Annotated in this window: 27 protein-coding genes; 13 read left to right on the top strand and 14 right to left on the bottom strand. The window is 65.6% G+C overall.

Features of this window, described 5'->3' with window-relative positions:
- The first annotated feature begins 1 nt into the window (after position 1).
- The 5 genes from WBP06_RS12490 to tatC all read left to right on the top strand — a co-directional run bounded on the left by WBP06_RS12490 (position 2) and on the right by tatC (position 3,131).
- A complete protein-coding gene (locus WBP06_RS12490; RefSeq protein ID WP_395328127.1) occupies positions 2-820 on the top strand; it encodes a segregation and condensation protein A in 819 nt (272 codons plus the stop codon).
- On the top strand, positions 817-1,425 hold the full coding sequence (gene scpB, locus WBP06_RS12485) for an SMC-Scp complex subunit ScpB (protein ID WP_395328125.1): 609 nt from the start codon (positions 817-819) through the stop codon (positions 1,423-1,425). The genes WBP06_RS12490 and scpB overlap by 4 nt, the downstream gene beginning before the upstream one ends.
- Before the next feature lie 135 nt (positions 1,426-1,560).
- Positions 1,561-1,809 carry a twin-arginine translocase TatA/TatE family subunit gene (locus WBP06_RS12480; RefSeq protein ID WP_395328122.1) on the top strand — a complete coding sequence of 83 codons (249 nt, stop codon included), beginning with the start codon at positions 1,561-1,563 and terminating at the stop codon, positions 1,807-1,809.
- A gap of 20 nt (positions 1,810-1,829) precedes the next feature.
- Complete coding sequence (tatB, locus tag WBP06_RS12475; protein ID WP_395328119.1) at positions 1,830-2,246, top strand: Sec-independent protein translocase protein TatB; 417 nt, start codon at positions 1,830-1,832, stop codon at positions 2,244-2,246.
- 60 nt (positions 2,247-2,306) lie between these two features.
- Positions 2,307-3,131, top strand: a complete 825-nt coding sequence (gene tatC, locus WBP06_RS12470) for a twin-arginine translocase subunit TatC (protein ID WP_395328116.1) — start codon at positions 2,307-2,309, stop codon at positions 3,129-3,131.
- A 200-nt stretch (positions 3,132-3,331) separates the two neighbouring features.
- On the opposite strand, the gene WBP06_RS12465 is transcribed toward tatC, so the two are convergent.
- The 3 genes from WBP06_RS12465 to WBP06_RS12455 are packed head-to-tail and all read right to left on the bottom strand — an operon-like array spanning position 3,332 to position 6,101.
- Positions 3,332-5,044 (bottom strand): amidohydrolase, encoded by a 1,713-nt coding sequence (locus WBP06_RS12465; RefSeq protein ID WP_395328113.1) that lies wholly within the window; start codon positions 5,042-5,044, stop codon positions 3,332-3,334.
- Positions 5,041-5,937 (bottom strand): NAD(P)-dependent oxidoreductase, encoded by an 897-nt coding sequence (locus WBP06_RS12460; protein WP_395328111.1) that lies wholly within the window; start codon positions 5,935-5,937, stop codon positions 5,041-5,043. The genes WBP06_RS12465 and WBP06_RS12460 overlap by 4 nt, the downstream gene beginning before the upstream one ends.
- Positions 5,934-6,101 carry a hypothetical protein gene (locus WBP06_RS12455; protein ID WP_395328108.1) on the bottom strand — a complete coding sequence of 56 codons (168 nt, stop codon included), beginning with the start codon at positions 6,099-6,101 and terminating at the stop codon, positions 5,934-5,936. The genes WBP06_RS12460 and WBP06_RS12455 overlap by 4 nt, the downstream gene beginning before the upstream one ends.
- Positions 6,102-6,149: 48 nt before the next feature.
- Here WBP06_RS12455 and WBP06_RS12450 point away from each other — a divergent pair, with 48 nt between their 5' ends.
- The 3 genes from WBP06_RS12450 (at position 6,150) to WBP06_RS12440 (ending at position 8,937) form a co-directional block, all read left to right on the top strand.
- Positions 6,150-7,403 (top strand): threonine ammonia-lyase, encoded by a 1,254-nt coding sequence (locus tag WBP06_RS12450; RefSeq protein ID WP_395328105.1) that lies wholly within the window; start codon positions 6,150-6,152, stop codon positions 7,401-7,403.
- Between the two features lie 267 nt (positions 7,404-7,670).
- The gene (locus WBP06_RS12445) at positions 7,671-8,507 is read left to right on the top strand and encodes an arginyltransferase (protein ID WP_395328103.1); all 837 of its coding nucleotides are present in this window, start codon (positions 7,671-7,673) and stop codon (positions 8,505-8,507) included.
- Positions 8,508-8,580: 73 nt separating this feature from the next.
- Entirely contained in the window at positions 8,581-8,937 is a 357-nt protein-coding gene (locus tag WBP06_RS12440) for a VOC family protein (protein ID WP_395328100.1), read from the top strand.
- A gap of 165 nt (positions 8,938-9,102) precedes the next feature.
- Here WBP06_RS12440 and WBP06_RS12435 read toward each other — a convergent pair whose 3' ends face one another.
- A complete protein-coding gene (locus WBP06_RS12435) occupies positions 9,103-10,080 on the bottom strand; it encodes a DMT family transporter (RefSeq protein WP_395328097.1) in 978 nt (325 codons plus the stop codon).
- Between the two features lie 115 nt (positions 10,081-10,195).
- Here WBP06_RS12435 and WBP06_RS12430 point away from each other — a divergent pair, with 115 nt between their 5' ends.
- Positions 10,196-10,705, top strand: coding sequence for an Lrp/AsnC family transcriptional regulator (locus WBP06_RS12430; protein ID WP_395328094.1), 510 nt, complete (start codon positions 10,196-10,198; stop codon positions 10,703-10,705).
- A gap of 35 nt (positions 10,706-10,740) precedes the next feature.
- Here WBP06_RS12430 and WBP06_RS12425 read toward each other — a convergent pair whose 3' ends face one another.
- The 8 genes from WBP06_RS12425 to WBP06_RS12390 form a co-directional block, all read right to left on the bottom strand.
- A complete protein-coding gene (locus WBP06_RS12425; RefSeq protein ID WP_395328091.1) occupies positions 10,741-11,328 on the bottom strand; it encodes a lysozyme in 588 nt (195 codons plus the stop codon).
- A gap of 96 nt (positions 11,329-11,424) precedes the next feature.
- Positions 11,425-11,988: a fasciclin domain-containing protein gene (locus WBP06_RS12420; RefSeq protein ID WP_395328089.1), complete on the bottom strand. Its 564-nt coding sequence runs from the start codon at positions 11,986-11,988 to the stop codon at positions 11,425-11,427.
- A gap of 47 nt (positions 11,989-12,035) precedes the next feature.
- Positions 12,036-13,250 (bottom strand): hypothetical protein, encoded by a 1,215-nt coding sequence (locus WBP06_RS12415; RefSeq protein ID WP_395328086.1) that lies wholly within the window; start codon positions 13,248-13,250, stop codon positions 12,036-12,038.
- A 220-nt stretch (positions 13,251-13,470) separates the two neighbouring features.
- Positions 13,471-14,880 carry a type I glutamate--ammonia ligase gene (gene glnA, locus WBP06_RS12410; RefSeq protein WP_395328084.1) on the bottom strand — a complete coding sequence of 470 codons (1,410 nt, stop codon included), beginning with the start codon at positions 14,878-14,880 and terminating at the stop codon, positions 13,471-13,473.
- A gap of 206 nt (positions 14,881-15,086) precedes the next feature.
- Complete coding sequence (locus WBP06_RS12405) at positions 15,087-15,425, bottom strand: P-II family nitrogen regulator (RefSeq protein ID WP_021233466.1); 339 nt, start codon at positions 15,423-15,425, stop codon at positions 15,087-15,089.
- A 393-nt stretch (positions 15,426-15,818) separates the two neighbouring features.
- Positions 15,819-16,742: an N-acetyl-gamma-glutamyl-phosphate reductase gene (gene argC, locus WBP06_RS12400; RefSeq protein WP_395328080.1), complete on the bottom strand. Its 924-nt coding sequence runs from the start codon at positions 16,740-16,742 to the stop codon at positions 15,819-15,821.
- Positions 16,742-17,041, bottom strand: a complete 300-nt coding sequence (locus tag WBP06_RS12395) for an SH3 domain-containing protein (protein WP_395334140.1) — start codon at positions 17,039-17,041, stop codon at positions 16,742-16,744. Before WBP06_RS12395 ends, argC begins: the two co-directional genes overlap by 1 nt.
- 129 nt (positions 17,042-17,170) lie before the next feature.
- Positions 17,171-18,565 (bottom strand): leucyl aminopeptidase family protein, encoded by a 1,395-nt coding sequence (locus tag WBP06_RS12390; RefSeq protein WP_395328077.1) that lies wholly within the window; start codon positions 18,563-18,565, stop codon positions 17,171-17,173.
- A gap of 68 nt (positions 18,566-18,633) precedes the next feature.
- Here WBP06_RS12390 and WBP06_RS12385 point away from each other — a divergent pair, with 68 nt between their 5' ends.
- The 3 genes from WBP06_RS12385 to WBP06_RS12375 all read left to right on the top strand — a co-directional run bounded on the left by WBP06_RS12385 (position 18,634) and on the right by WBP06_RS12375 (position 21,525).
- Entirely contained in the window at positions 18,634-19,461 is an 828-nt protein-coding gene (locus tag WBP06_RS12385) for a DUF4163 domain-containing protein (protein WP_395328074.1), read from the top strand.
- A gap of 74 nt (positions 19,462-19,535) precedes the next feature.
- Positions 19,536-20,366 (top strand): type I methionyl aminopeptidase, encoded by an 831-nt coding sequence (gene map / locus WBP06_RS12380; RefSeq protein ID WP_395328072.1) that lies wholly within the window; start codon positions 19,536-19,538, stop codon positions 20,364-20,366.
- Positions 20,367-20,475: 109 nt separating this feature from the next.
- Positions 20,476-21,525: a hypothetical protein gene (locus WBP06_RS12375; RefSeq protein WP_395328069.1), complete on the top strand. Its 1,050-nt coding sequence runs from the start codon at positions 20,476-20,478 to the stop codon at positions 21,523-21,525.
- A gap of 157 nt (positions 21,526-21,682) precedes the next feature.
- Here the strand turns inward: WBP06_RS12375 and WBP06_RS12370 are convergent, their stop codons facing one another.
- Positions 21,683-22,462, bottom strand: a complete 780-nt coding sequence (locus tag WBP06_RS12370) for a helix-turn-helix domain-containing protein (protein ID WP_395328066.1) — start codon at positions 22,460-22,462, stop codon at positions 21,683-21,685.
- An 81-nt stretch (positions 22,463-22,543) separates the two neighbouring features.
- Here WBP06_RS12370 and WBP06_RS12365 point away from each other — a divergent pair, with 81 nt between their 5' ends.
- Positions 22,544-23,335 (top strand): class I SAM-dependent methyltransferase, encoded by a 792-nt coding sequence (locus tag WBP06_RS12365; protein WP_395328063.1) that lies wholly within the window; start codon positions 22,544-22,546, stop codon positions 23,333-23,335.
- Positions 23,336-23,480: 145 nt separating this feature from the next.
- Here WBP06_RS12365 and WBP06_RS12360 read toward each other — a convergent pair whose 3' ends face one another.
- On the bottom strand, positions 23,481-24,140 hold the full coding sequence (locus tag WBP06_RS12360; RefSeq protein WP_395328060.1) for a peroxiredoxin: 660 nt from the start codon (positions 24,138-24,140) through the stop codon (positions 23,481-23,483).
- Positions 24,141-24,303: the final 163 nt, after the last annotated feature.

The raw sequence follows: 24,303 nt of genomic DNA, 5'->3' as shown, positions 1-24,303 counted from the left end.
GATGGACCTGCCTGCCGATCATCCGGCAGCGGACACCGGCGATAGTGACGCCGCGTGGGATGGCGAGGAACGGGCCGAGGCTCGCAAGGAAACGCTGCATCTGGAGATCGATGGCTGGGAAGGCCCGCTCGACCTGCTGCTGGACCTTGCGCGCCGCCAGAAGATCGACTTGCGCCGCATTTCCATCCTCGAACTGGTCGACGCCTACCTGACTTATGTGGAGGAGGCGGAGGCGCTGCGGCTGGAACTGGCGGCCGACTATCTGGTGATGGCGGCCTGGCTGGCCTACCTGAAGTCCGCGCTGCTGCTGCCGAAGGAAGAGCAGCCCGATCCCAGTCCCGAGGAGCTGGCGTTGCGCCTGCAACTGCGCCTGCAGCGGCTGGGCGCGATGCGGGAGGCGGCGGCGCGGCTGATGGGGCGCGATCGCCTCGGCCGCGACGTGTTCCTGCGCGGCGCTCCGGAAGGGCTGCGGGTGGAGCGCAAGGCGCTCTGGCAATGTTCGTGGTACGATCTGGTGCGCGCTTATGGCGACGTGAAAGTGCGCAGCCAGCCGGTGGTGCATATGGTGCGCGAACGCATGGTGATGACGCTGGACAGCGCGATCGCCCGCGTCGCCTCGATGTTGGGCGTCTCGCTGGACTGGATGGAACTGCGCGATTTCCTGCCGCCCGCGCATGAGGCCTGGGCCAATCCGCAACTGCGCCGCTCGGCACTGGCATCCAGCTTCGTCGCCGCGCTGGAACTGGCGCGCACCGGCAAGGCGGAGATCGCACAGGAAGAGACCTTCGGCCCGCTGCGCCTGAAGGCCCTGCGCGCGTGACGGTTCCCGACGACCTTGTCCGCGCCGTGGAGGCGACGCTGTTCGCGGCGGAGGAACCGCTGACCGTCGACCAGATTTCGAACCATCTCGGCAAGGCGGAAGTGCGGTCGGCGCTGGCCGAGCTGAAAGCGCATTACGACGGGCGCGGCATCCGCCTGGTCGAACGGGGCAAGCGCTGGCATTTCGAAACCGCGCCCGATCTGGCGCACCTGTTGCGCCGCGAGAAGGAGGAGGCACGCCGGCTTACCCGCGCGGCCACCGAAGTTCTGGCGATCATCGCCTATCACGAGCCGGTCAGCCGTAACGAGATCGAGGCGATCCGCGGCGTGCAGACCGCCAAGGGCACGCTGGACGTGTTGATGGAGGCGGGCTGGGTGCGCGCGGTCGGACGGCGAGAGGTGCCGGGGCGCCCGGTGATCTACGCCACCACGCCCGAATTCCTCGCGCACTTCGGGTTGGGCTCCTTGAAGGAGCTGCCGGGGATAGACGAATTGCGGGCCGCAGGCCTGCTCGATCCCGTCGATGACGAGATGATCGAAACCGCGCTGCGCCCCCAGCCGGTGGATACTTCGGACGAACCGCCGGAGCCGGAGTGCGACGAATAGACGACTGGTGCGGGTCAGGACGATGACAGGCTGGCAACTTGGGATGAAAGTCCCTAGATGGGTTCGGTAGGGGCTGAATCGCTAAGCATGCCGGTCGGGCAGAAGGTTCAGTCCAGGGTTTTTGGAGTTGAGGTTATGGGTAGCTTCTCGATCTGGCACTGGATGATCGTGCTGGTCATCGTGCTCGTGCTGTTCGGTCGCGGCCGCGTGTCCGAAATCATGGGTGACTTCGGCAAGGGCATCAAGAGCTTCAAGGAAGGCATGAACGAGGACGAGGCCAAGAAGGCATCGACCCCGGCGCCGGCTCCCGCCCCGCAGATCACCGCTTCGCAGGACGCCCCGGTCACCCCGGCGGCTACTGAAAACAAGTCCGAACAGGTTTGAGCGCAAGGTAGGGCGCCGCCATGTTCGACGTCGGTGCATCCGAACTTTTGCTGATCGTCATCGTGGCGGTCGTGGTCATCGGCCCCAAGGACATGCCCTTGGCGATGCGCACGGCCGGCCGGTGGATCGGCAAGATGCGCAAGATCTCCGGGCACTTCCGCGCCGGCATCGACGCCATGGTGCGCGAGGCCGAGCTGGAGGAAATGGAGCGCAAGTGGCGTGAGCAGAACGAGGCCATCATGAAGGCCAATCCCGTTCTGCCCACGGCAGAGGAAATGCTGCCCCCGCCCGCACGCGTAACCCCGGCCGATATCCTCTCCGAGGAGAAGCAGGCCGTGGATGCGTCGGGACATGCGGGTGAGGCTGGCGCCGAAAAGCCGGCGGCAGCGGCCAAGGCGGAGCAGGCGGAATTCCACCTGCCGCCGCCGCCGCCCTGATTTCCGGCGCCATGATTTCCGCCGCTCTCATCCCCGGCACTCTGTTGTAAAGCCGCCTGCATGCAGCCTTTTCGCATCTCCGATATCGACGACACCCAGGCGCCGCTGCTCGATCACCTGATCGAACTGCGCGCCCGCCTGCTGCGGGCCTTCCTGGCCTTCGCGGTGGCGTTCGGTGTGTGCTTCTATTTCTCGGGCGACATCTTCGCCTTCCTGGTGCGGCCGCTGACCGAAGCGTTCCCGCCGGGGCAGGGCAAGCTGATCTACACCAAGCTCTACGAAGCGTTCTTCGTGGAAGTGAAGATCGCGCTGTTCGCGGCGTTCTTCGTCTCGTTCCCGGTGATCGCCAACCAGATCTGGGCCTTCGTGGCGCCGGGCCTCTACGCCAAGGAAAAGAAGGCGTTCCTGCCGTTCCTGGTCGCAACGCCGATCCTGTTCACGATGGGCGCGGCGCTGGCCTATTTCGTGGTGATGCCCACCGCGTTCCACTTCTTCCTCCAGTTCGAGGGCGAAAAGGGCGGCCTGAAGCTGGAAGCGCTGCCGGGCACGGGCGACTATCTGGCGCTGGTGATGCAGTTCATCCTGGCCTTCGGCATCAGCTTCCTGCTGCCGGTGCTGCTGATGCTGCTCAACCGCGCGGGGATCATCACCCGCAAGCAGTGCGTTGGCGCGCGCCGCTATGCCATTGTCGGCATCTTCATCATCGCTGCCGTGGCAACCCCGCCGGACGTGGTTTCGCAGCTGCTGCTCGCGGTGCCGTTGCTGGCGCTCTACGAGGGTACGCTGGTGGTGATGTGGTTCACCGAACGCTCCGCCGCGCGCGAGAAAAGCAAGGCCGAGGTGGACGTGCCGGCCGTGGTCGAGGGCGGTTCCGCCGCCGAGTAAGGGGGCAAAATTCCGTCAGCGGCGATTTCTGGCCGCTGTGGGGATATAAAGCCGGCTTCCGGCAACCCATCCCCGTCATCCCCGCGAAGGCGGGGATCCCGCTTTTCCTCTCCGGCATGAAGAACGGAAGCGGAGCCCCCGCCTTCGCGGGGGCGACGAAGTGATGTTGACGACGTCCTGGGATTGCTGACCGCAGTTGCTCAGCGGCCGGCTTCGCTCTCGACCTTCTTCTCCGGAATGATCCGATCCTTCGCGGCCGACCATGCCATCTGCCCGCCGATCCAGGTTTCCATCACCTTGGCTCCGCGCAACTGCGTCGGCGTTGCCAGCATGGGGTCAACGTCCACGAACAGGAAGTCCGCGCGGTAGCCCTTGGCGATGCGGCCCAGGCGGTCCTCAGCGAACATCGCGTAGGCGGCGCCGGTGGTGTAGGCGTTGAGCGCCGCTTCGCGCGAGAGGATTTCCTGCGGCTGCCAGCCATTGAAAGGCTGGCCGTCCGCCCCTTGGCGGGAGATGGCGACCGCCATGCCCACGAAGGGCTCCGAAGGCTCCACCGGGGTATCCGACCCGAAGGCCAGCTTGGCGCCGGTCGCCGCGATGGACTTCCAGGCATAGGCCCCGGCAAGCCGCTGCGGGCCAAGCCGCGCCTCGGTCATCGTGCGATCGGATGCTTCGTGCTGCGGCTGCATCGAGGCGATCGTGCCGAACTGCCCGAAGCGGGGGATGTCGGCCGGATCGACGATCTGCGCATGCTCGATGCGCCAGCGCCGGTCGCCCTTGTAGGTGGCGGAAAGCTCTGCAATCGAATGAAGCACCGTGGCGTTCGCCTCGTCGCCGATGGCGTGGACGGCGATCTGGAAGTTGTCGATCGCGGCGCGGCTCATCAGGTTGCCCAGCTGCGTCTGGTCCATGCGCGGCAGGCCCTTGGTGCCGGGCGCATCGGCATAGGGCGCCTTCAGCCAGGCTCCGCGCGATCCCAGCGCGCCGTCGAGGTAGAGCTTCACGCCGTTCATCTTCAGCCGATCGGCATAGAGCCAAGGCGTTGGATGCGGGCCGCCGATCAGCACCATGTTGTCGATGCCATCGGCATAGGACACCACGCGGATGCGCAAGTTGCCAAGGTCGGCGGCGCGGCGGAAGGCCTGCCAGTCCTCGATTGAGGTACCCATGTCGGCAATCGCGGTGACGCCCTGCGCCAACAGCGCCAGCTGCGCTTCGCCAAAGGCGGTGTCGCGATCCTCGGGGCGAGGCTTGGGCACGCGCGCTTCGATCAGCGCCATCGCGCGATCCACGAAGACGCCCGCTGGAGCCTTGGAGCCCGCAGCGCGCACGATCTCTCCGCCCCTGGGGTCGGCGGTGGCGGCCGTCACCCCGGCGGCGGCGATGGCGGCGGAATTGGCCCAACCGGCATGGCCGTCCACGCGGCTGAGCCATGCAGGCTTGCCGCCGGTCGCCCGATCCAGTTCGGCGGCGGTGGGCATGCGGTCCAGCCCCCACTGCATCTGGTTCCAACCCGAACCGAGAATCCACGGCAGGTCCGGATGCGCGGCGGACCACGCGGTCACGCGCGAAAGCGCCTCGTCCAGCGTCTTCGCCATCGACAGGTCCAGCGTCATCTTCGCAAAGCCCGTCGCCATGACGTGGCCGTGCGCATCGATCATGCCCGGCACCACGTTGCGGCCCTTGCCATCCACCTGATAGGCGACCTTCTTCGGTCGCTTCTCGCCATGGTGGAATACTTGCGCGACGCGGCCCTGATCGTCGATCAGGAAGCCTTCGAAGTGCTCCACGCCGCCCTTGCCATCGCCGGTGACGCCATTGACGTTGTCGACCAGAACGTCGGCCAGCGCCGGTTGGGCGATGACGGTCGAGGCGAGCAGCAGGGCGATGCCTGCGCCTTTCCTGAAGTTCACGGATTACCCTTTTTCGGCAGGCGCTTGATGATCGCACTCGTATCGAGGCGGCCGCCGCCCTGAGCCTGGATGTCGGCAAAGAACTGGTCGATCAGGGCGGCCACCGGCAGCGACACGCCAAGGCCGCGCCCTTCGTCCAGGCTGAGGCCAAGGTCCTTGCGCATCCAGTCGATCGCGAAACCGAAATCGAAATCGTCCGCGTTCATCGAGTGCCAGCGGTTGTCCATCTGCCAAGACTGCGCGGCACCGCCGGAAATCGCCTCGTAAACTTTGTCCATGTCCAGATGCGATGCCTGTGCGAAGCGCACCGCTTCCGCCAGCGCGGCGACATTGCCGGCGATGCAGATCTGGTTGGCCATCTTGGCGATCTGGCCGGAGCCTGCCTTGCCGACGTGGACGATGCGGGCGGAGTATGCCTCCATCACCGGCCGCGCGGCCTCGATCGCTTCGTCACGCCCGCCGCACATCAGCGTGAGCGTGCCCTGTTCGGCACCGATCTGCGATCCGGTCATCGGTGCGTCCACGCAGTGGATGCGCAAGTCCCGCGCCTCTACCGAGATCTGCCGGGCGATGCGGGCGGAGACGGTGGTGTGATCGATGAAGGTGGCGCCCTTCTTCAGCATGCGGAACACGCCGTTGGGGCCCAGCACGACTTCGGACAGGTCATCATCGTTGCCGACGCAAGTGATCACCACTTCGGCATCCTGTGCCGCATGCGCCGGATTGGCGGCGATGCGGTGGGCCAGGCCCGGATTGTCATCCGCCCATTTCCGCGCCCGTTCCGGCGAACGGTTGTAGATGGTGAGTTCGTGGCCCGCCAACGCGATGTGCCGCGCGATTGCGCCGCCCATTACGCCGAGGCCGATGAAGGTAACCTTGCGTCGCTCGCTCATGCCGTTCTTTCTAGCGCTTTTTGTACGAAAGCAAACCACACAGGCGCGCTTATCCCGCGCATTGCACCGCGCCGCCATGTCGCCGGGTGCGGCACGGCGTGCACCGCCTGCAACTGCTTTCCTGCAATAAAATTGCCATGACACGGCTTGTTGCGCTTTTTCATGACACGAGCCTTCCCAATTGCGCCGCATTCCGTTAGGCGCGGCCCTCTATGGAACAGCCAATGCTCAATATCGCCGAGGAGCTCGTTCAGGCACTCCTCACCGCCGAAGACGTTCGTGCGGCGGCTGGGCGAATTATGGGCAAGGTCGTCCGCACTCCCACTCTCTATTCGACCACCCTGAGTGCGATCACCGGGGCCGACGTCTGGCTCAAGTTCGAAAACCTTCAATTCACCGCCGCCTACAAGGAACGCGGCGCGCTCAATGCCCTTCTGCTGCTGGATGAAGAACGCAAGTCGCGCGGCGTGATCGCCGCTTCGGCCGGCAACCATGCCCAGGGCCTGTCCTACCACGGCACCCGTCTTGGCGTGCCCGTGACCATCGTGATGCCGCGCACCACGCCCACCGTGAAGGTGATGCAGACGGAAAGCGTGGGCGGCAAGGTCGTGCTGGAAGGCGAAAGCTTCGACGAAGCCTATGCCCACGCACGCAAGCTGGAAGGCGAACTGGGGCTGACCTTCATCCACCCGTTCGACGATCCGCATGTCGCCGCCGGGCAGGGCACGGTCGCGCTGGAAATGCTGGAGGACGTGCCGGACCTCGATACGCTGGTGCTGCCGATCGGTGGCGGCGGGCTTGCCACCGGCATGGGCACGGTGGCGCGCGCCATCAATCCGGATATCCGTCTGGTCGGCGTGGAGGCGCAGCTCTACCCATCGATGTATAACCTGCTGAAGGGCACCAGCCTGCCGATCGGCGGGGACACGCTGGCCGAAGGCATCGCCGTCTTCGCGCCGGGGCAGATGACCTCCACCGTGCTGCGCGGCCTGCTGGACGAGTTCCTGCTGGTCAGCGAATCGGGCATCGAAAGCGCGCTGGCGCTGCTTCTCCAGATCGAGAAGACGCTGGTGGAAGGTGCCGGGGCCACCGGGCTGGCCGCCGTCATGGCCAATCGCGAGCTGTTTACGGGCCGCAAGATCGGCATCGTGCTGTCGGGCGGCAATATCGATACGCGCCTGCTGGCCAACGTGCTGCTGCGCGATCTGGCCCGTTCGGGCCGCCTCGCGCGCCTGAAGATCGGCCTGCAGGACCGCGCCGGCGCGCTGTTCAAGGTGGCCAAGGTGTTCCAGGAGCACAATGTGAACATCATCGAGGTGTTCCATCAGCGCATCTTCACGCACCTGCCAGCCAAGGGCCTCGTCACCGAAATCGAGTGCGAGGCGCGCGACAAGGAGCAGTTGGACGCGTTGGTCTCTGCGCTGCGCCGCGAAGGCTACGAAGTGCGTCAGGTCGAAACCGACTGAGGGAATCACGCCGGCCGGAGGGAACTTCGGCCGGCACCCGCTTTAAAACGCCTGACCTTTCAAAAAAATCATCGGCGGCGGACCCGGCCCGTTCCGGGACAATAAACGGTTAACCGGGCGTTCTTTGTCCGATTCCGTTGCCGACAGGTCCAGATTTGTGGTTAAAACACTTTCAACGTGGCCAAGCCGTATGCATATTCAGGGCAGACACGGATAGTCGGCTTAATAAAGGGCCGTCTTCCGCCAGCCAGAGGATAGATTGCGCCCGTGACGGCACCCGTTCGCTTTCCCCGGTTTTTCGTGACGAGCCCGGCGCCGTGCCCCTATCTGCCGGGCCGCAGCGAACGGAAGGTCTTCACCGAACTGAAGGGCCCGCACGCCGATTCGCTGAACGACGCGCTGGGCCGCATCGGCTTTCGCCGCAGCCAGACCGTGGCCTATCGTCCCTCCTGCCTTGACTGCAGCGCCTGCATCTCCGTGCGCGTGGTGGCCGATGAGTTCGTCCCCTCGGGCACGCAGAAGCGCCTGATCAAGCGCAACAGCGACCTTGTCGCCACCGTCTGCCGGCCGTGGTCGACCAGCGAGCAGTTCGAACTGCTGCAGCGCTATCTGGCGGTGCGCCATCCCGAAGGCGGCATGACCTCGATGGACGAGGTGGATTTCGCCGACATGGTCGAACACACGCCGGTCACCAGCTACGTGGTCGAATACCGCGAGCCTTCGGAAGACGGTGTTACCCCCGGCCGTCTCGTCGGCGCCTGCCTGACGGACCGCCAGTGCGACGGCCTGTCGATGATCTACAGCTTCTATGACCCGCATCATGAGCGGCAGGGGCTGGGCACTTACATCATCCTCGACCACATCAGCCGCGCGCGTGAGATGGACCTGTCCTACGTCTACCTCGGCTATTGGGTCGAAGGCTCGCCCCGCATGCAGTACAAGGTGCGCTTCCGCCCGATGGAAAAGCTGGGCCGTACCGGGTGGGAACGCTTCAGCACCGAAGAGCAGGAGCGCCTGATCGCCTCGGCCGTGGCCAGTCCGCGGGCTGCCGGCGATCTTGGTGGCACGGGCGGCAAGGACGGCGTCCCCTCGATTACGGGGTAATCCGACGGCGGGTTATCACGGGTACCGGGTAATCACAGGCAGCGGGTAATCACAGGCAGCGCGGGAGAGCGTGATGGCGGCAGTCGGGATCGGTGGCGTGTTCTTCCGGGCCCGGGAGCCGCAAGCCCTGCTTGACTGGTATCGCACCCACCTAGGCATCGCGGCGGACAATCCCTACCAGTGGGCGCAGCAGGCCGGGCCGACCGTGTTCATGCCCTTTGCGCGCGATACCGACTACTTTCCCGCAGACCGGCAATGGATGATCAATTTTCGCGTGACCGGGCTGGACACATTGCTCGGCAGATTGCGGGAGGCCGGGATCGAGGTGATCACCAATCCGGAATGGGACACGCCGGAAACCGGCAGGTTCGCCCGCATCCACGATCCCGAAGGCAACCCGGTGGAACTGTGGGAGCCGCCGGCGGAGTAGGTGGGCAGCGGTTAACGCCACCACCGCCTTGTCCCGAAAAATGCTCCATCGCCCCCGCGAAGGCGTGGCCCCGCTTTCGCGGCGTCATGCGCCAGGCAGTAAGCAGCGGGATCACCGCCGCCGTAGGGATAACATTGTACTATAGATCGGCAGCGGCAGTGCGCCTCAGTGCGCTGCGCCTTCGCCAAGCGGAGCCAGGTCCTCCGCCGGCTTGCGATGGGCGGCCAGGCAGGTCAGCACCGCCGCCACCAGCAGCCCGAAGGCGGCCACCTCGAACACGGTGGGCAGGCGGTGTTCCCAGATCAGCGCATAGACCAGCGCGAACAGCGTTTCGAACAGGATCATCTGGCCCACCAGCGTCAGCGGCAGCAGGCGGCTGGCCCGGTTCCACAGGGCATTGCCGGCGATGGAGGCGAGGAGGGCTATACCGACCGAGACGGTCAGGAAGCCGGTCCATTGGCTGGTCGTGCGCACGGCATCGGCCTGCCAGATCGCCAACGGGATCAGCGCCGCGCCCTGCAGTCCGGTCACGACGCCCAGCAGCAGGTTCCAGTCGTGGGCCGAAACCGCATCGAGCCGGGCCAGCCAGCGGCTGTTACCCACGGCGAAGGCGCTCCAGGAGGCGAGCGCACCCACCGCACAGGCCAGGCCGATCAGGCGGGACGTCATCGGCGCGGTGCCGGGTGCGGCGATCGCCTGCCAGCCGATGCACAGCACGCCCGCCGCGCAGAGCAGCAGCGACGGTGCCAGTTTGGCCAGCGGCACGGCGCCGTGATCGCGGCTGCCGACCAGCGTGACGGTCACCGGCAGGAAGCCGACGATGATCGAGGTCATGGCGATCCCGCCGATGTGCACGGCGTTCACCAGCAGCACGAAGTAGAGCGTGTTGCCCGTCAGCGCGAGCCAGCAGAGCGCGATCCATGCGTCTCGCGACAGATGGGCGGTGATGGATTTCCAGCGCGGTGCCAGCAGCAGCGCGGAAATGAGGCCATAGCTGACATAGCGTCCGATGGTCATTTCCAGTGGGCCGAAGGCGCGCACCAGTTCCGGCGCCAGGAAGACGAGGCCCCAGAGCGCACCCGCGCCAGCGCCGCAAAGCACGCCCAGCAGCGTCGAGCGCGTTGCCGCGTTGCTTGCCGTCATGCTTCCCGCCAATTCCATCTTCGCGCTCCATCGTGCCAGTCAGGCGGGACATATCATCATGTGAATGAGGCATGCGCTCTTGATTTGCCTTCCGAACGCAACAAAAGCTCGCACGGTGACCCGATCCAGCAGCAAATCTTCGCCCCGCTCCTCTCCCCGACTCGATTCGTTCGATCGCGCGATCCTGCGCATCGTCCAGCAGGATGCCCGCACGCCGCAGCGCCGGATTGCCGAGGCGGTGAACCTTTCGGCGGCGGCGGTGCAGCGGCGCATCGCGGCGATGGAGGCGGCGGGGGTGATCACCCGCAGCGTGGCGCTGGTCGATCCTGCGGCCCTGGGGCAGGACATTACCTCGATCGTGCAGGTGAATCTGCGTGACGAGCGCGCGACCACGGTCGATGCCGCGAAAGCGCTGTTCCGTGCGCGGCCGGAAGTGCAACAGTGCTACTATGTGACCGGCGGCGTCAGTTTCGTGCTGGTCATCGTCGCCAGCGACATGCGCGCCTACGAAGCGCTGACCCGTGAACTGTTTGCAGAGAACGACTGCATTGCCAGCTATGGCTCGCTGATTGCGCTGGACCGGGTGAAGGTGGACACCGGCGTCGTCATTCCGCCACCCGGTTGAGGCCATTCAGGTCGGGCCGTTCAGGTCGGGCGGCCTCACGGCGTCGCGTAAAGCTTCGCTTCCTCCGCGCGGCGTTTCTTCAGGCCTTCCAGCACCTTGCCGTCGTTGCGGATCCATTTGCCGAATTCCTGCTGCGCTTCGACGAAGCGACCCTGCAGGTGCAGTTTGCCCAGCGTGGAACTGGCGATGGCCCCGGTGTTGTAGTGGAACGAGACCAGCGCATCGAACTGGTTGGGCGTGGTCGCGGCCGAACCCAGGAATTGCGCGACGGCGTCGACATAACGCTGCACGTCGCGATCGAAGCGGGTATCACATTCCGACTGGGTCCAGACCGTGCCGGGCCCGATGTCCGCGCCGGTCGATCCCCAACCGATGGTCCAGGGATGGCCGTTGCGGCTGCCGGGATCGGGATAGGCATCGAAGCGGCCATCGGGGCGCCGCTTTGCGCAACCTTCCCAGGTCTTGATCAGCGTCTTGCCGCCATTGCCCAGCGTGTGCGCGACAATAGGCGCGATGCCGAGCGCGAGGTCTATCGCGCTGTCCAGCCGGGTAACGTCCTGCGGAGTGAAACTGCGCCCGATCAGGTGGCGGACTTCATCGAAAATCGGCTTGCAATCCAGCATGGGGCCTCTCCGTAATGGCGGGAAGGCCGATCAAGTAAGCCGGATGCGGGGCGGTAGGAAAACGGTTTATGCGAAGCTGCTGCCGGACGGCAAACCTCAAAGCTTGCGGAGTACGCCGCTGACCGGGATGGCGATGCTGGCGCCGCCGGCCACGGGATTGTCCTCCACCGTCGCCTGCGAGCCATCGTCGGCAGTCACCGTGATCGCATCGCCCGCCTTGGTGAACGTCACCGATCCGCCGCCCAGCGTGGGCATCGCCACCTTGCCGGTCTTGCTGGCGGCGATGGCCGAGGCGATGTCGTCGGGCGTCATATAGCCGGTCAGCATGTGGTTGCGCACCAGCGCGGCCAGTGCGGCGTGATCGTTCGCGGTGATGAGCGCCTTGGCCTTGTCGCCCAGCGCGTCGAAGGCATCGTCTTCGGGGGCCAGCAGGGTGTAGCTGCCCCGGTCGTTGAAGGCGCCCTCTATCCCGGTGGTCTTCAGCGCTTCGGCCATCGTCTGCATCCCGTCCGCATCGTCCAGCATTTCGGGCAGCGTCTCGCTGGCGGGCGTGACGGCGGCGATTTCGCTGGAGGCATCCGCCGAGGGGGACTTGCCCGAGCAGCCAGCAAGGATCAGCGCGGTGGCAAGCAGCGGTGCGGCTAGGATGGCTTTGCGCATGGTGGCGGTTTTCCGTGGGCTGAGTAAGGGGCTGGCGGCGGGGCGGATCAGGCAAGCAATTCGATGGCCGCCTGCACCAGGCGCGTGGCGGGATCGATCTGGTAGATCGTGCCGTCTGAATAGCGGTATAACGCCTTGGGCCCATCGAAATATTGGTCCCGATAGCGGTAGGGCACGTTGTAGACGTCATAGCCGGAAGGCATCGGTTGGCCGACCTCGATCGCGTTGCCGGTCAGTAGCGCGGCCACTGCAGTGATCGCGGCATCATCGGGATCGACGCGGTAGATCACATCGTCGTAATAGCGATAGCCGCTGGCCGGGCCGAGGTCGTAATAGCGCGAATAGTAGTCGGGCAGGGGGGCGGCGCCATATGTCGCCGACCATGGCTGCCCGACCGCCAGTGCACCGCCGAGCAGGGGAATGTAGCTGCTGACGGCGCTGTCCGCGCCAAGGCGCAACAGGTAGCCGTCGGTATAACGATATCCGGCATCGCGGGTGAAATCACCGTACCAGCCCGGCAGTTTCCAGCGATTGGGCGCGGCCTCGCTGATCGCGGGTGGGGCGCAGTTGGCATAGCGCTTGGCGATGCCGGGAGGGCAGCCGTTGAAGCTGTGGCGCGGGGCCTGCGCCGCCCAGTCGAACCGGCCGGGATCGGTGACCACGTTGACCCGGTCGTTGGTGGGCACATCGAAGGATCGGCCATGCGGATCGCGGTGGGTGATTTCGCGCACATCCTCTCGGATCGGCCGCTGCTGCTGGCCGCGTTGCTGCTGCCAGTGCTGTTCCTGTTCGCGGCGCCGCTCCGCCTCCTGCTGGCGTGGCTGATCGGGGGGTGTATCAGGCCGTGACTCCTTCGGCACGGGGTGATCGCCATCCGGGCGGGGATCGCGACCAGAATCGTGTGGGCCAGAAACGCGTGGACCGGAATCACGTGGACCGGAATCACGGGCTCCCGGATTGCGATCGCCCTGTTCGTGCGGTCCTTGATCGCGGGGGGCATCGGCGCGCTGGGTATCGCGCTGCGGCGCACTGCGGCGCGGTTGCGATGCTTCGGGATGGACTTGTGGACGGTCGCCGGACGGGTTCGGCCGGCCGCTGTCGCGCGGGGGCATGTCATTGGGACGACCGGATTGCGCAGGGTGGTCCCCGCCCTGCGGCGGCGGCTGATCGTGGCCGGGTTGCTGGGCGCTGACCGACGCCGACAGTGCCAGCAAGGCAAGAGCGGCGGTTGTCATCGTCAATGTGCTGCGCGTGCGGGCCATGCAGGGTCTCCTTCGGGGGAAAGGCAACGGTTGCATACCGGCCGCTGTTCCCGCCGTCACGTCGCCAATGGTCGCAGCAGCGGCCGGGTTGGTCAGGCCGGGGGGAGAGCGGCCAAGGTGTGAAGGTAAAGGAAAAGGGCGCCCGGACAAAGTCCGGACGCCCCGCTCGGTGAACCGATTTCCCCGTCCTGCCGCTGGAAGGCGGCGGGACGCAGCGCGATCAGGCGCTGTAGTACATGTCGAACTCGACGGCCGACGGCGTGGTTTCCCAGCGCAGCACTTCCGGCCACTTGAGTTCGAGGTAGGCTTCGATCTGGTCCTTGGTGAACACGCCACCTTCGAGAAGGAAGTCGTGGTCGGCGGCCAGCGAGTCGAGCGCTTCACGGAGCGAACCGCAAACGGTCGGCACTTCGGCGAGTTCGGCCGGCGGCAGATCGTAGAGGTTCTTGTCCATGGCGTCGCCAGGGTGGATCTTGTTCTTGATGCCGTCCAGGCCAGCCATCAGCAGCGAGGCATAGCACAGGTACGGGTTGGCCATCGCGTCGGGGAAGCGGAATTCCACGCGCTTTGCCTTGTCGCCCGCACCGTAGGGGATGCGGCACGAAGCCGAACGGTTGCGCGCCGAGTAGGCGAGCAGCACGGGGGCTTCGTAGCCCGGCACCAGGCGCTTGTAGCTGTTGGTGGTCGGGTTGGTGAAGGCGTTCAGGGCCTTGGCGTGCTTGATGACGCCGCCGATGAAGTACAGGCACATGTCGGACAGGCCGGCATAGCCGTTACCGGCGAACAGCGGGTTGCCCTTGTCCCAGATCGAGATGTGGGTGTGCATGCCCGAGCCGTTGTCCTTCATGATCGGCTTCGGCATGAACGTGGCGGTCTTGCCGTAGGCCTGCGCGACCATGTGCACGACGTACTTGTAGATCTGCATGCGGTCCGCGGTCTGGACCAGCGTGCCGAAGGTCAGGCCGAGTTCGTGCTGGGCAGCGGCCACTTCGTGGTGGTGCTTGTCGCAGGGCAGGCCCATTTCGAGCATGGTGGTGACCATCTCGGCGCGGATGTCGACGGCCGAGTCGACCGGAGCGACCGGGAAGTAGCCGCCCTTGGCGCGCGGACGGTGACCCAGGTTGCCCTGATCGTACGACTTGTCCGAGTTGCCGGGCAGTTCGATGTCGTCGATCTTGAAGCCGTTGCCTTCGTAACCGTCATAGAACTTCACGTCGTCGAACATGAAGAATTCGGCTTCGGGGCCGACGTAGACGGTATCGCCGAAGCCGGCCGAACGGACGAACGATTCCGCGCGCTTCGCGGTCGAGCGCGGGTCGCGGGCATAGAGTTCGCCGGTCGAGGGTTCCACGATGTCGCAGAACAGGATCAGCATCGGGGTGGCCGAGAACGGATCGGTGTAGACGGCATCGAGGTCGGGCTTGAGGATCATGTCCGACTCGTTGATGGCCTTCCAGCCTTCGATCGACGAACCGTCGAACATCAGGCCGTCTTCCAGCTCGTCCTCACCGAGGATCGTCGAGACCATGGTGAGGTGCTGCCACTTGCCCTTCGGGTCGGTGAAACGCAGATCAACCCACTCGATCTCTTCGTCCTTGATCTTCTTGAGGACGTCCTTTGCACTAGCCATTATCTTGGTTCTCCAGTGATGCTCTTCCGATCCCGAAAGAGACTTTGAGTTTGGGCATTTCGTGTCTTTCGGGAATGGCCGGCCCCCCGACCGTCCATTCCCGATCCGGACCAGTCTCCGCGAGGAGACGGGGCCGGAAAATCTCTGTGCGGGAAGGCGTGCCCGTCAGGCGACGGACGGCCCCTCCCATGAAAATCGCGTGGCGCTTACAGCGCGTCGTCGTCGCGTTCGCCGGTGCGGATGCGGACGGCGGTTTCGATCGGAACGACGAAAATCTTGCCGTCGCCGATGCGGCCGGTCTGCGCGGCGTCGGCAATCGCTTCGACGACGCGTTCGGCCAGGGCATCGGGAACGACCACCTCAAGCTTCACCTTGGGCAGGAAGTCGACCACGTATTCGGCGCCGCGATAGAGTTCGGTGTGGCCCTTCTGTCGGCCGAAACCCTTCGCCTCGGTAACGGTGATGCCCGAGACGCCCACTTCGTGCAGCGCTTCCTTCACTTCGTCGAGTTTGAACGGCTTGATGATGGCTTCGATTTTCTTCACGCCTGTCTAGACCCCTGCGCTTGTTCCCGGCTTCTTTCCGATGAGGTGTCCGGTCCCGGGAACCAGCTTCCTCGCGCGCGACTCCCATCAAGAATCGTGCCAATGCGGATGGGGAAGTCCTAGGCGAAGTGTGCAGGCGCGAAAAGCCCGGATTTTCACCTTTTGCGGGCCTGTTTAGCAGCCTTATGCGGGTAAACCCATGGATGGGCACAACATCTGTTCAAGAAATGGGCAGGGTGTGCCTGAAAATTGTGCAAGCGCTGCCTAAGCACGAGGCGCTTGGGCACAGCCGCCCGCAGCGTGGTTAACGCCGTCATCCCGCTCATGCGAAAAGCGCCGCAGGTCCGGTTTGGGACCCACGGCGCTCATGGTGATTCAGGAAGCGGCTTTTGTCTAGAGCCTGAGCCCCGCCGTTTCGGGAAGGCCGGCCATCAGATTGAGGTTCTGCACCGCCGCGCCGCTGGCACCCTTGCCCAGATTGTCCAGCATGGCGACCATTCGGGCCTGCGTGCCGTCCTTGGCGCCCAGCACCCGCAACGTCAGCGTATCGACCGGCTCCATCGAGGCGCGCAGCAGAAGTTCGGCGGGCTGGTCGTCGACCACGGTGACGATTTCGCTGCCGGCATAGAACTCGGCCAGTGCGGCGCGCAGATCGGCAGCCGTGCCTGCCTTGGGCATCATCGAAAGATGCAGCGGCACTTCGACCAGCATCCCGCGATGCGCCGGCACCACGGCGGGCGCGAAGATCGGCGCGTGGGTCAGGCCGACATGCGCGGTCATTTCCGGCACGTGCTTGTGGCCCAGCGCCAGACCATAGGCGCGGAAGGCGATGTCGCGGTCTTCCTCGAAGTGCGCGATCAATGCCTTGCCGCCGCCCGAGTAACCGGAAACGGCGTGGCACACGTAAGGCCAGTCGGCCGGCAGCAGTCCGGCGCGCACCAGCGGCGCGACCAGCGCGATGAAGCCGGTGGGATAGCAGCCGGGATTGCTGACGAAGCGCGCGGCGGCCACGGTGTCGTGGCCGATCACTTCGGGGAAGCCGTAAGTCCAGCCTGGTGCGACGCGGTGTGCCGACGAAGCGTCGATCACGCGGGTCGTGTCGTTGCGGATCATGCCGACGGCGGCCTTGGCGGCATCGTCCGGAAGGCAGAGGATCACGAAGTCTGCGGCATTGAGCGCTTCGGCGCGGGCGGTATCGTCCTTGCGACGGGCTTCGTCGAGAACGATCAGTTCGAATTCGTCACGACCGGCAAGCCGCTCCGCGATTTCGAGCCCGGTGGTGCCGGCGGCACCGTCGATGAAGACGCTCTTCGCCATCAGTTCGCCGCCTTGATATGCGCGAGGGCAACATAGCCGACCTGGCCGTCTTCGCCCAGCTGGCCCCAGGCCCACTGGCCGGCGATGTCCAGCACGTTGAAGGTCTCGCCCACGGGCAGGTCGCGAATCGCCTCGGCCTCGGCACGCCCGAAGGTGCGGAGCACGGCGCCGTCCAGAACCGTGTGCGGCATCGGCACCGCATAGTGCGGCACGAAGTAGCGACCGGCGAGCTTGATGTGCGCAAGATCGCCGCGAACGGGCAGGCAGCCGGGATCCGCGGTCACGCTCGGCCCCGTCATGGCAAGCTGCTTCCAGGCAAGCGTGCCGTCATTCGGGGAGCGGGTATAGGAATCCTCAGTGGCCAACGCGGGGAAATCTCCAAAAGCAAAGATGCGCGCGCTTAGCGGTGCTTCGCCCATTTCGCAACATCAGCCGCCTTTCGGGGTGTAGCGCTGCTGCAACACGTGCCACGCGGCACGCAGCCCCAGCGCGTCGCCACCCTTGGGACGACCCGGCTTGGTGGCGGGGCGCCATGCGAAAGTGTCGAAGTGAATCCAGTCGGTTCCGGCGGGCACGAAACGGTCCAGGAACAGCGCCGCGGTGCTGGATCCGGCAAAGCCGCTGGACCCGGCGTTGTTGATGTCGGCAATGTCGGACTTCAGATATTCGCGGTAGCCGTCGTAGAGCGGCAGGCGCCAGCAGGGATCGTCCACCGCCAGCCCGGCGTCGAGAATTTCCTGCGCGGTGCCGTCCTCGCGCGTGAACAGGGCGGGAAGGTCGGGGCCCACGGCCACGCGCGCGGCGCCGGTCAGCGTGGCGAAGTCGATCACCAGTTCCGGTTCCTTCTCGCCCGCGCGGGCAAGGGCATCGCCCAGCACCAGACGGCCTTCGGCGTCGGTATTGCCGATTTCCACCGAGATTCCGGCGCGGCTTTTCAACACGTCGCCGGGGCGGAAGGAATTGCCGGCAATGGCATTCTCCACCGCCGGGATCAGCAGGTGCAGGCGCACCGGCAGCTTGGCGCCCATGATCAGGCGGGCGAGGGCAAGGGCATGGGCCGCGCCGCCCATGTCCTTCTTCATCAGCAGCATTCCGGCGCCGGGCTTGATGTCCAGTCCGCCCGAATCGAAGCAGACGCCCTTGCCGACCACGGCGATCCGGGGGTGCTTGGGATCGCCCCATTCCAGTTCGATCAGGCGCGGCGCATGGGCGCGGCCCGCCGCGCGGCCGACGGCGTGGACCATCGGATATTCGCGTTCCAGCAGTTCGCTGCGCGTCACATGGATTTCCGCGCGAAACGCCTTGGCCAGCCCTTCGGCCTCCGCCTCAAGCTGGCCGGGGCCCATGTCTTCGGCTGGGGTATTGACCAGATCGCGGACCAGTTCGGTCGCCTCGGCCGCGGCGATCACGGCGTCGATCGCCTTGACCTCGCCGGTCAGCAGCACGCGCGAGCCCTCGTCGGCGGGGTCGGAGCGATAGCGGTCGAACCGGTATTGGCCGGTCACCCAGCCCAGCATGGCCTTCCCCGGCTCTCCGCCCGAGCAGCGATAGGTGCCGGCGGGCAGCACGTCCGCCAGCTTGCCGAGGCACCAGCTGGTCAGCGCGGCGGGATCGGCGACGCCGGCAACGACCGCCCAGCCATCGCCATCGGTGAAAATCGCATGGCTGCCCGCGTCGCCTGCGAATTTCTGGGCATCCAGCGCGGCGCGCTGCGGAACCGACAGGCCCTTGAGGAATTGGTCCAGTCCATCCTTGTTCACAAGGTGGATGGTCACGGCCTTCTGGCCACGGTCGGGCTGAATCACTGCGTTCTTGTCGCTCATGGAAGGATTCTCTAGCCTCCCCGCGAGCGGTAGCCGAGAGGAAAATGATGCGAAATCGTGGTTGGTTGATGGCGTCGGTTGCAACGGCAATGCTTCTGGTGGCGGGATGCAAGGGCGAACCCGCGCCTTCGCCCAGTGCCAGCGCGTCCGAAGCGCCGGCCGCTCAGGCTGTCGCCACGGAAGATGCCGGCACGCCGACCGACGACGCCAGCGCCGTGCCCGTGGGGGGCGCCCGCAAGGAAAAGGTGGCGAACGATCTCTATGAGTTCGACTATTCCTATCCCGACGCGGCGGGCGCGATCCCGGGCCTGAAGGCCGAACTGGACAAGCAGCTGGACCAGCAGCGCGCGGAACTGATCGGCTCTGCCAAGGACGACCGCGCCGAAGCGAAGAAGAACGATTTCCCCTATCACGCGCACAGCTATCAGGAGGACTGGAAGGTCGTGGCCAGCCTGCCGGGCTGGCTGTCGATCTCGTCCCAGTTCTACACCTATTCCGGCGGCGCGCACGGCATGAGCGGGGCCGATACCTTGCTGTGGGACCGCCATGCGGAGGCGGTGCGCAAGCCCGTGGACCTGTTCGTCAGCAAGGCCGCGTTGTCTAAGGCGCTGCGCACGCCATTCTGCGCGGCGCTGGACAAGGAGCGGGTCAAGCGCCGGGGCGGCCCGATCGACAAGAGCGACGAGATGTTCTCCGAATGCATCGACCCGCTCGATCAGGTGGTGATCCTGGGCTCCACCAACGGGCAGACGTTCGACCGCGTCGGCGTGCTGGTGCCGCCCTACAATGCCGGGCCTTATGCGGAGGGCAGCTACGAGATCACCTTGCCGGTGACCGGTGCGGTGATGGCGGCGCTGAAGCCGCAATATCGGGGCAGTTTCTCGCTCGGGAAATGAAGCATCGACGAAACGCAACCACAACTGCGCAGTCCTGATTCGCATTTTCAATCCATGCTCGCTATCTTGGCGCCATGACCGAATACCAGACCGTCGAACCCGGAAGTGAAACCGTCCTGCGCGACGGCACCATCAAGCTGCACGGCCCCGAGGGCTTCGAGGGCATGCGCAAGGCCGGCCGCCTTGCCGCCTCGATTCTCGATGAGATCGCGCCGATGGTGCAGCCGGGCGTGTCCACGGCCGAGATCGACGACAAGGTGCGCGAACTGACGCTGGACGGCGGTGCCGTGCCCGCGACTCTGGGCTATCGCGGCTATGCGCATTCGTGCTGCATCTCGATCAACCACGTCGTCTGCCACGGCATTCCGTCCGAAAAGACCATCAAGGACGGCGATATCGTCAATATCGACGTGACCCCGCTGCTCGATGGTTGGCACGGCGATACCAGTCGCATGTATCTGGCCGGTGACGTCGCGCTGAAAGCGCGCCGCCTGGTCGACGTGACGTACGAGTGCCTGATGATCGGCATCGAGCAGGCCAAGCCCGGCAACCGCGTGGGTGACATCGGCGCGGCCATCCAGGCCTATGCCGAATTGTTCCGCTACGGTGTCGTGCGCGAGTTCTGCGGCCACGGCCTTGGCCGCCTGTTCCACGATGCGCCGGAAGTGGTGCATGCCGGTCGCCCCGGCACCGGTCCGCTGCTGAAGCCCGGCATGTTCATGACCATCGAACCGATGATCAATCTGGGCAAGCCGCCGGTGAAGCTGCTTTCGGACGGCTGGACGGCAGTGACGCGCGACAAGTCGCTCTCGGCCCAGTTCGAACATTCGATCGGCATCACCGAGACGGGTTGCGAGATCTTCACGACCAGCCCCAAAGGCCTCCACAAGCCGCCTTACGCCTGATTTCTGCTGATAGAGGCAGATAGGATATCGCCCCGGCGCATGAGCCGGGGCGTGACCTGACGCGCGCGCCATGACAGCCTCCCGCCCGACAATATGGAAGGGGAGAGCTATGGCGACCGCAGCGATGGACCTGACCGGCGGCGTTCCCGAGGATCGCGAATTCGTCGTGGCCGAAAAGCCCGATGACGGCCTGCGCGATGCCGTGAATGTCTGGATCGAGGAGGAAAACGGCCTCTTCGCCATGCGCATCGGCGTGGAGGCGGTGGGTTCTCACTGGGATCGGCACGAATTCTGGCTGGACGTTGCCTTCGCCGATGGCCGCCTGCTCTCCAAGCGCGGCGATGGCGACACGCATTCGCCTTACGATGGCGAAGGTCGCCCCACCGTGCGCGGCACCGGCCCGGTCCGCTTCGAATGCATTGAGCCGTTCCGCCGCTGGACGGTGGCTTACAAGGGGCAGGTGGCCGAGACCACGGCGCAGGAAATCATCGACAATCCGGGCTTCGAGGAAACCGCCTGGGCCGATCTCGAAATCGCCGTCGACATGGAAATGGCCGCACCGCCGTGGGTGCCGGGATCGCTGCTGCCCGAAGCGGCCGAGGCGCTGGGCGGGGAGCAGGGCAATTTCATGAGCCCGCGCTACGAACAGTTGTTCCGCTGCACCGGCACGCTGATGGTGAATGGAGAGAGCCGCCCGTTCAAGGCCAATGGCCTGCGCATCCGTCGCACCGGTTTCCGCGCATTCGCCGGGTTCTGGGGCCATTGCTGGCAATCCGCGGTGTTCCCCAGCGGCCGGGCATTCGGGTTCAACATCTATCCCCCGCGTGAGGACGGCGGCCTCAACTATGCCGAGGGCTGGATCATCGACGCTGACGGCACTCGCACCCCGGCGCGCCCGGTGCAAGTGCCGTGGCTGCGCCGCTTCGTCACCGGTGGGGAGGATGTATCTTTCGTGCTGGAAACCATCGACGGTCGGCGGGTCAAGATCGCGGGCAAGACCTTTACCAACACCCGCTCACGCGGTGGCCATGTCCTGCCGCCCGACTGGCCGAAGGACTTCCCGCTCGTCCAGCAAAGCCACGCTTTCTATGAATGGGACGGCGAACGGACGACTGGCATGATCGAACGTTCGAGCAAGCCCAGCGTGATGGAGCTTTAGGGCGGTCGGCTTCCGCAGCACGCCTCGCTCTCCTTTCCCGTCATCCCCGCGAAGGCGGGGATCCCGCTTGTTCTTCGTGGGCGGGGCAAAAGAAAGCGGGGCCCCCGCCTTTGCGGGGGCGACGGAGTGTTGATCGGGGAGGGCTGGCGGGCAGTCGTCAGTCACCCTCAACCGGCTCCAGAAACACCAACCGGAAATCTTCCCGCTCCACATCGGCCAGCGTGTGCTGCGTGAAATGCAGCAGCCCTTGCTCCGGATGGAGGAAGGCCCGCGCGCCGCCTTCGCGCGCGAGCACCGACTGACTCTCCCACACCGCGCGGAACTCCGGGCTTTCTGCCTGCAACCATTCCACCACGGCCGCCACGCGCGGGTCGGTCATCACGCGGCCATAGTCGCGGCGGAATTCGGCGAGCAGGCGCATGGCGCGGGTGTGCCAGTCGGGCAGCAGCGTGCGCGCGGCGGGGTGGGTGAAGACGTAGCGCAGCAGATTGGGCGCGGCTTCCGTGTCGAACAGCCCGGCGAACAGGCGCCGCGCCCCGGCATTGGCTGCGCAGACCGACCACGCGGGATCGAGCGCATAGGCCGGGCAGGGCAGGGCGGCGATGGCGGCGGTGATCGCGGGCGGTGCGGCTTCGCGCGCGGTGGCGAAGGGATCGCTGGGATCGCGCCGCTCGGCGAGCGAGAACAGGTAGTCGCGCTCGGCCGGTGACAGGCTGAGGGCACCGGCCAGCCGGCCGAGCGTTTCGGCAGAAGCGCGCACATCGCGGCCCTGCTCGATCCAGGCGACCCAGGTGGTGCCGATAGCGGCACGCGCGGCCAGTTCCTCCCGCCGCAGGCCGGGCGTGCGGCGGCGGCGAGAATGGCCCTCTGGTGCAAGCCCTTCGCGGCGGGCGCGGACGAAGGCACCCAGCAGGCGGCGTTGATCTTCGGTGGACATGGGTGTGTTTATAACAGGATAATTATCTACATTGTAACAGGCTAAATTGACGGCATTGAGAGCGCCGAAAGGAGATCGACCATGACCGATCAGACTCAAGAAGCCCCCTCCCAGCATGCCCCCTCCCAACATAGCTTGGCGCAAAGCCAGTTCGGCGAAATGTCGGCCGCCTACGTGACCAGCGCCGTCCATTCCTCCGGCGCGGACCTCGAAACCATCGCCGCCCGCGCGCTCGTTGCCGCGCCGCGCCATGCCCTCGATCTGGGAACGGGGGGCGGCCATGTCGCCTATGCGATGGCGCCCCATGCCGCGAAGGTGACGGCCAGCGACTTGTCGCCGGAAATGCTGGAGCAGGTCGCTGCCGAGGCCGCGCGGCGCGGGCTGGCGAACGTCGCCGTGGAACCCGCGCCGGCCGAGGCTCTGCCCTTTGCTGACGACGCGTTCGATTTCCTTGCCTGCCGTTTTTCCACGCACCACTGGCGCGATGCGGAGGCGGGCCTGCGCGAAGCGCGGCGGGTGTTGCAGCCCGGATCGCCGGCGATTTTCGTGGATGTGGTCGCGCCGGGCGATGCCTCTGCGGACACGCACTTGCAGGCCGTGGAACTGCTGCGCGATGTCAGCCATGTGCGCGACTACACGGTGGCGCAGTGGATCGCGATGCTCGATCGCGCCGGGTTCGCCGTGCGAGAGGTGCGCACCGCGCGGCTCCGCATGGACTTTGCCACCTGGACCGCCCGGATGCGCACCCCGCCCGAACGTGTCGCGGCGATTCGTACGCTTCAGGCGGTTGCGCCGGCCGAAGTGGCGGCGTGGTTCGGGATCGAGGCGGATGGCTCGTTCACCATCGATACGGTCACGATCGAGGCGGTTTGAGTCTTGCTTGTCCTCCCCTGTACGGGGAGGTGGCGGCGCGTAGCGCTGACGGAGGGGATTGGCGTCCTAGCGCGAAGTTCGCGTAAATCGCCAATCCCCTCCACCACCCTTCGGGTGGTCCCCCTCCCCGTGGCGGGGAGGACTGTTACTCCGGTTGCGCTACCAATCGCAGGTAGGGCTTCAACGTCTCCCAACCGTTCGGATAGATATTCGCCGCTTCCTCGTCCGATACGGCGGGGACGATGATCACCTTCTCGCCATCCTGCCAGTTCACCGGCGTTGCCACGCGGTGGCGGGCGGTGAGTTGCATCGAATCGAGCACGCGCAGGATCTCGTCGAAATTGCGGCCGGTAGTCATCGGATAGCTGATCATCAGCTTGATGCGCTTGTCCGGCCCGATCACGAAGACGGTACGCACGGTGGCGTTATCGGCTGCGGTGCGGCCGTCGGCGCCGCCCTCGATCGCTTCGGGCAGCATGTTGTAGAGCTTGGCGACGGTCAGTTCGGTATCGCCGATCATCGGGAAGTTCGGCTTGGTGCCCTGCGTTTCGGCGATGTCTTCGGCCCAGCGCGCATGATTGCCGACCGGATCGACGCTGAGGCCGATGATCTTGGTATTGCGCTTGTCGAATTCGGGCTTGAGGCTGGCCATGTAGCCCAGCTCAGTGGTGCAGACCGGGGTGAAGTCCTTGGGGTGGGAAAACAGAATCGCCCAGCTATCGCCGATCCATTCGTGGAAATTGATCGGGCCTTCGGTGGTCTCTGCCCTGAAGTTGGGAGCTTCGGAATTGATGCGGAGCGTCATCGCGGTCTTTCCCCTCGGTTTTGGGAAGACCTTGATGCTTCCCGAACAATGAAACGTCGAATTCGAGAAGCGGAAATTCGCGCGAGTGATTATCCGATTCGCCCACAGCTGGACAGAAGCTTTTGTGCACGGGTGAACAGTTCTTCACCGCGTCCGCCATAAT

The sequence above is a fragment of the Novosphingobium mississippiense genome (assembly GCF_044029535.1).
Lineage (GTDB): Bacteria > Pseudomonadota > Alphaproteobacteria > Sphingomonadales > Sphingomonadaceae > Novosphingobium.
This window is presented reverse-complemented; position numbering and strand designations above follow the sequence as displayed.

Coding starts and splice junctions, on each gene's coding strand:
- WBP06_RS12490 (WP_395328127.1), top strand. CDS start 2: ATGGACCTGCCTGCCGATCATCCGGCAGCGGACACCGGCGATAGTGAC.
- WBP06_RS12480 (WP_395328122.1), top strand. CDS start 1,561: ATGGGTAGCTTCTCGATCTGGCACTGGATGATCGTGCTGGTCATCGTG.
- tatB (WP_395328119.1), top strand. CDS start 1,830: ATGTTCGACGTCGGTGCATCCGAACTTTTGCTGATCGTCATCGTGGCG.
- tatC (WP_395328116.1), top strand. CDS start 2,307: ATGCAGCCTTTTCGCATCTCCGATATCGACGACACCCAGGCGCCGCTG.
- WBP06_RS12460 (WP_395328111.1), bottom strand. CDS start 5,937: ATGAGCGAGCGACGCAAGGTTACCTTCATCGGCCTCGGCGTAATGGGC.
- WBP06_RS12455 (WP_395328108.1), bottom strand. CDS start 6,101: ATGAAAAAGCGCAACAAGCCGTGTCATGGCAATTTTATTGCAGGAAAG.
- WBP06_RS12450 (WP_395328105.1), top strand. CDS start 6,150: ATGGAACAGCCAATGCTCAATATCGCCGAGGAGCTCGTTCAGGCACTC.
- WBP06_RS12440 (WP_395328100.1), top strand. CDS start 8,581: ATGGCGGCAGTCGGGATCGGTGGCGTGTTCTTCCGGGCCCGGGAGCCG.
- WBP06_RS12435 (WP_395328097.1), bottom strand. CDS start 10,080: ATGACGGCAAGCAACGCGGCAACGCGCTCGACGCTGCTGGGCGTGCTT.
- WBP06_RS12425 (WP_395328091.1), bottom strand. CDS start 11,328: ATGCTGGATTGCAAGCCGATTTTCGATGAAGTCCGCCACCTGATCGGG.
- WBP06_RS12420 (WP_395328089.1), bottom strand. CDS start 11,988: ATGCGCAAAGCCATCCTAGCCGCACCGCTGCTTGCCACCGCGCTGATC.
- WBP06_RS12415 (WP_395328086.1), bottom strand. CDS start 13,250: ATGGCCCGCACGCGCAGCACATTGACGATGACAACCGCCGCTCTTGCC.
- glnA (WP_395328084.1), bottom strand. CDS start 14,880: ATGGCTAGTGCAAAGGACGTCCTCAAGAAGATCAAGGACGAAGAGATC.
- argC (WP_395328080.1), bottom strand. CDS start 16,742: ATGGCGAAGAGCGTCTTCATCGACGGTGCCGCCGGCACCACCGGGCTC.
- WBP06_RS12395 (WP_395334140.1), bottom strand. CDS start 17,041: ATGACGGGGCCGAGCGTGACCGCGGATCCCGGCTGCCTGCCCGTTCGC.
- WBP06_RS12390 (WP_395328077.1), bottom strand. CDS start 18,565: ATGAGCGACAAGAACGCAGTGATTCAGCCCGACCGTGGCCAGAAGGCC.
- WBP06_RS12385 (WP_395328074.1), top strand. CDS start 18,634: ATGGCGTCGGTTGCAACGGCAATGCTTCTGGTGGCGGGATGCAAGGGC.
- map (WP_395328072.1), top strand. CDS start 19,536: ATGACCGAATACCAGACCGTCGAACCCGGAAGTGAAACCGTCCTGCGC.
- WBP06_RS12375 (WP_395328069.1), top strand. CDS start 20,476: ATGGCGACCGCAGCGATGGACCTGACCGGCGGCGTTCCCGAGGATCGC.
- WBP06_RS12370 (WP_395328066.1), bottom strand. CDS start 22,462: ATGTCCACCGAAGATCAACGCCGCCTGCTGGGTGCCTTCGTCCGCGCC.
- WBP06_RS12365 (WP_395328063.1), top strand. CDS start 22,544: ATGACCGATCAGACTCAAGAAGCCCCCTCCCAGCATGCCCCCTCCCAA.
- WBP06_RS12360 (WP_395328060.1), bottom strand. CDS start 24,140: ATGACGCTCCGCATCAATTCCGAAGCTCCCAACTTCAGGGCAGAGACC.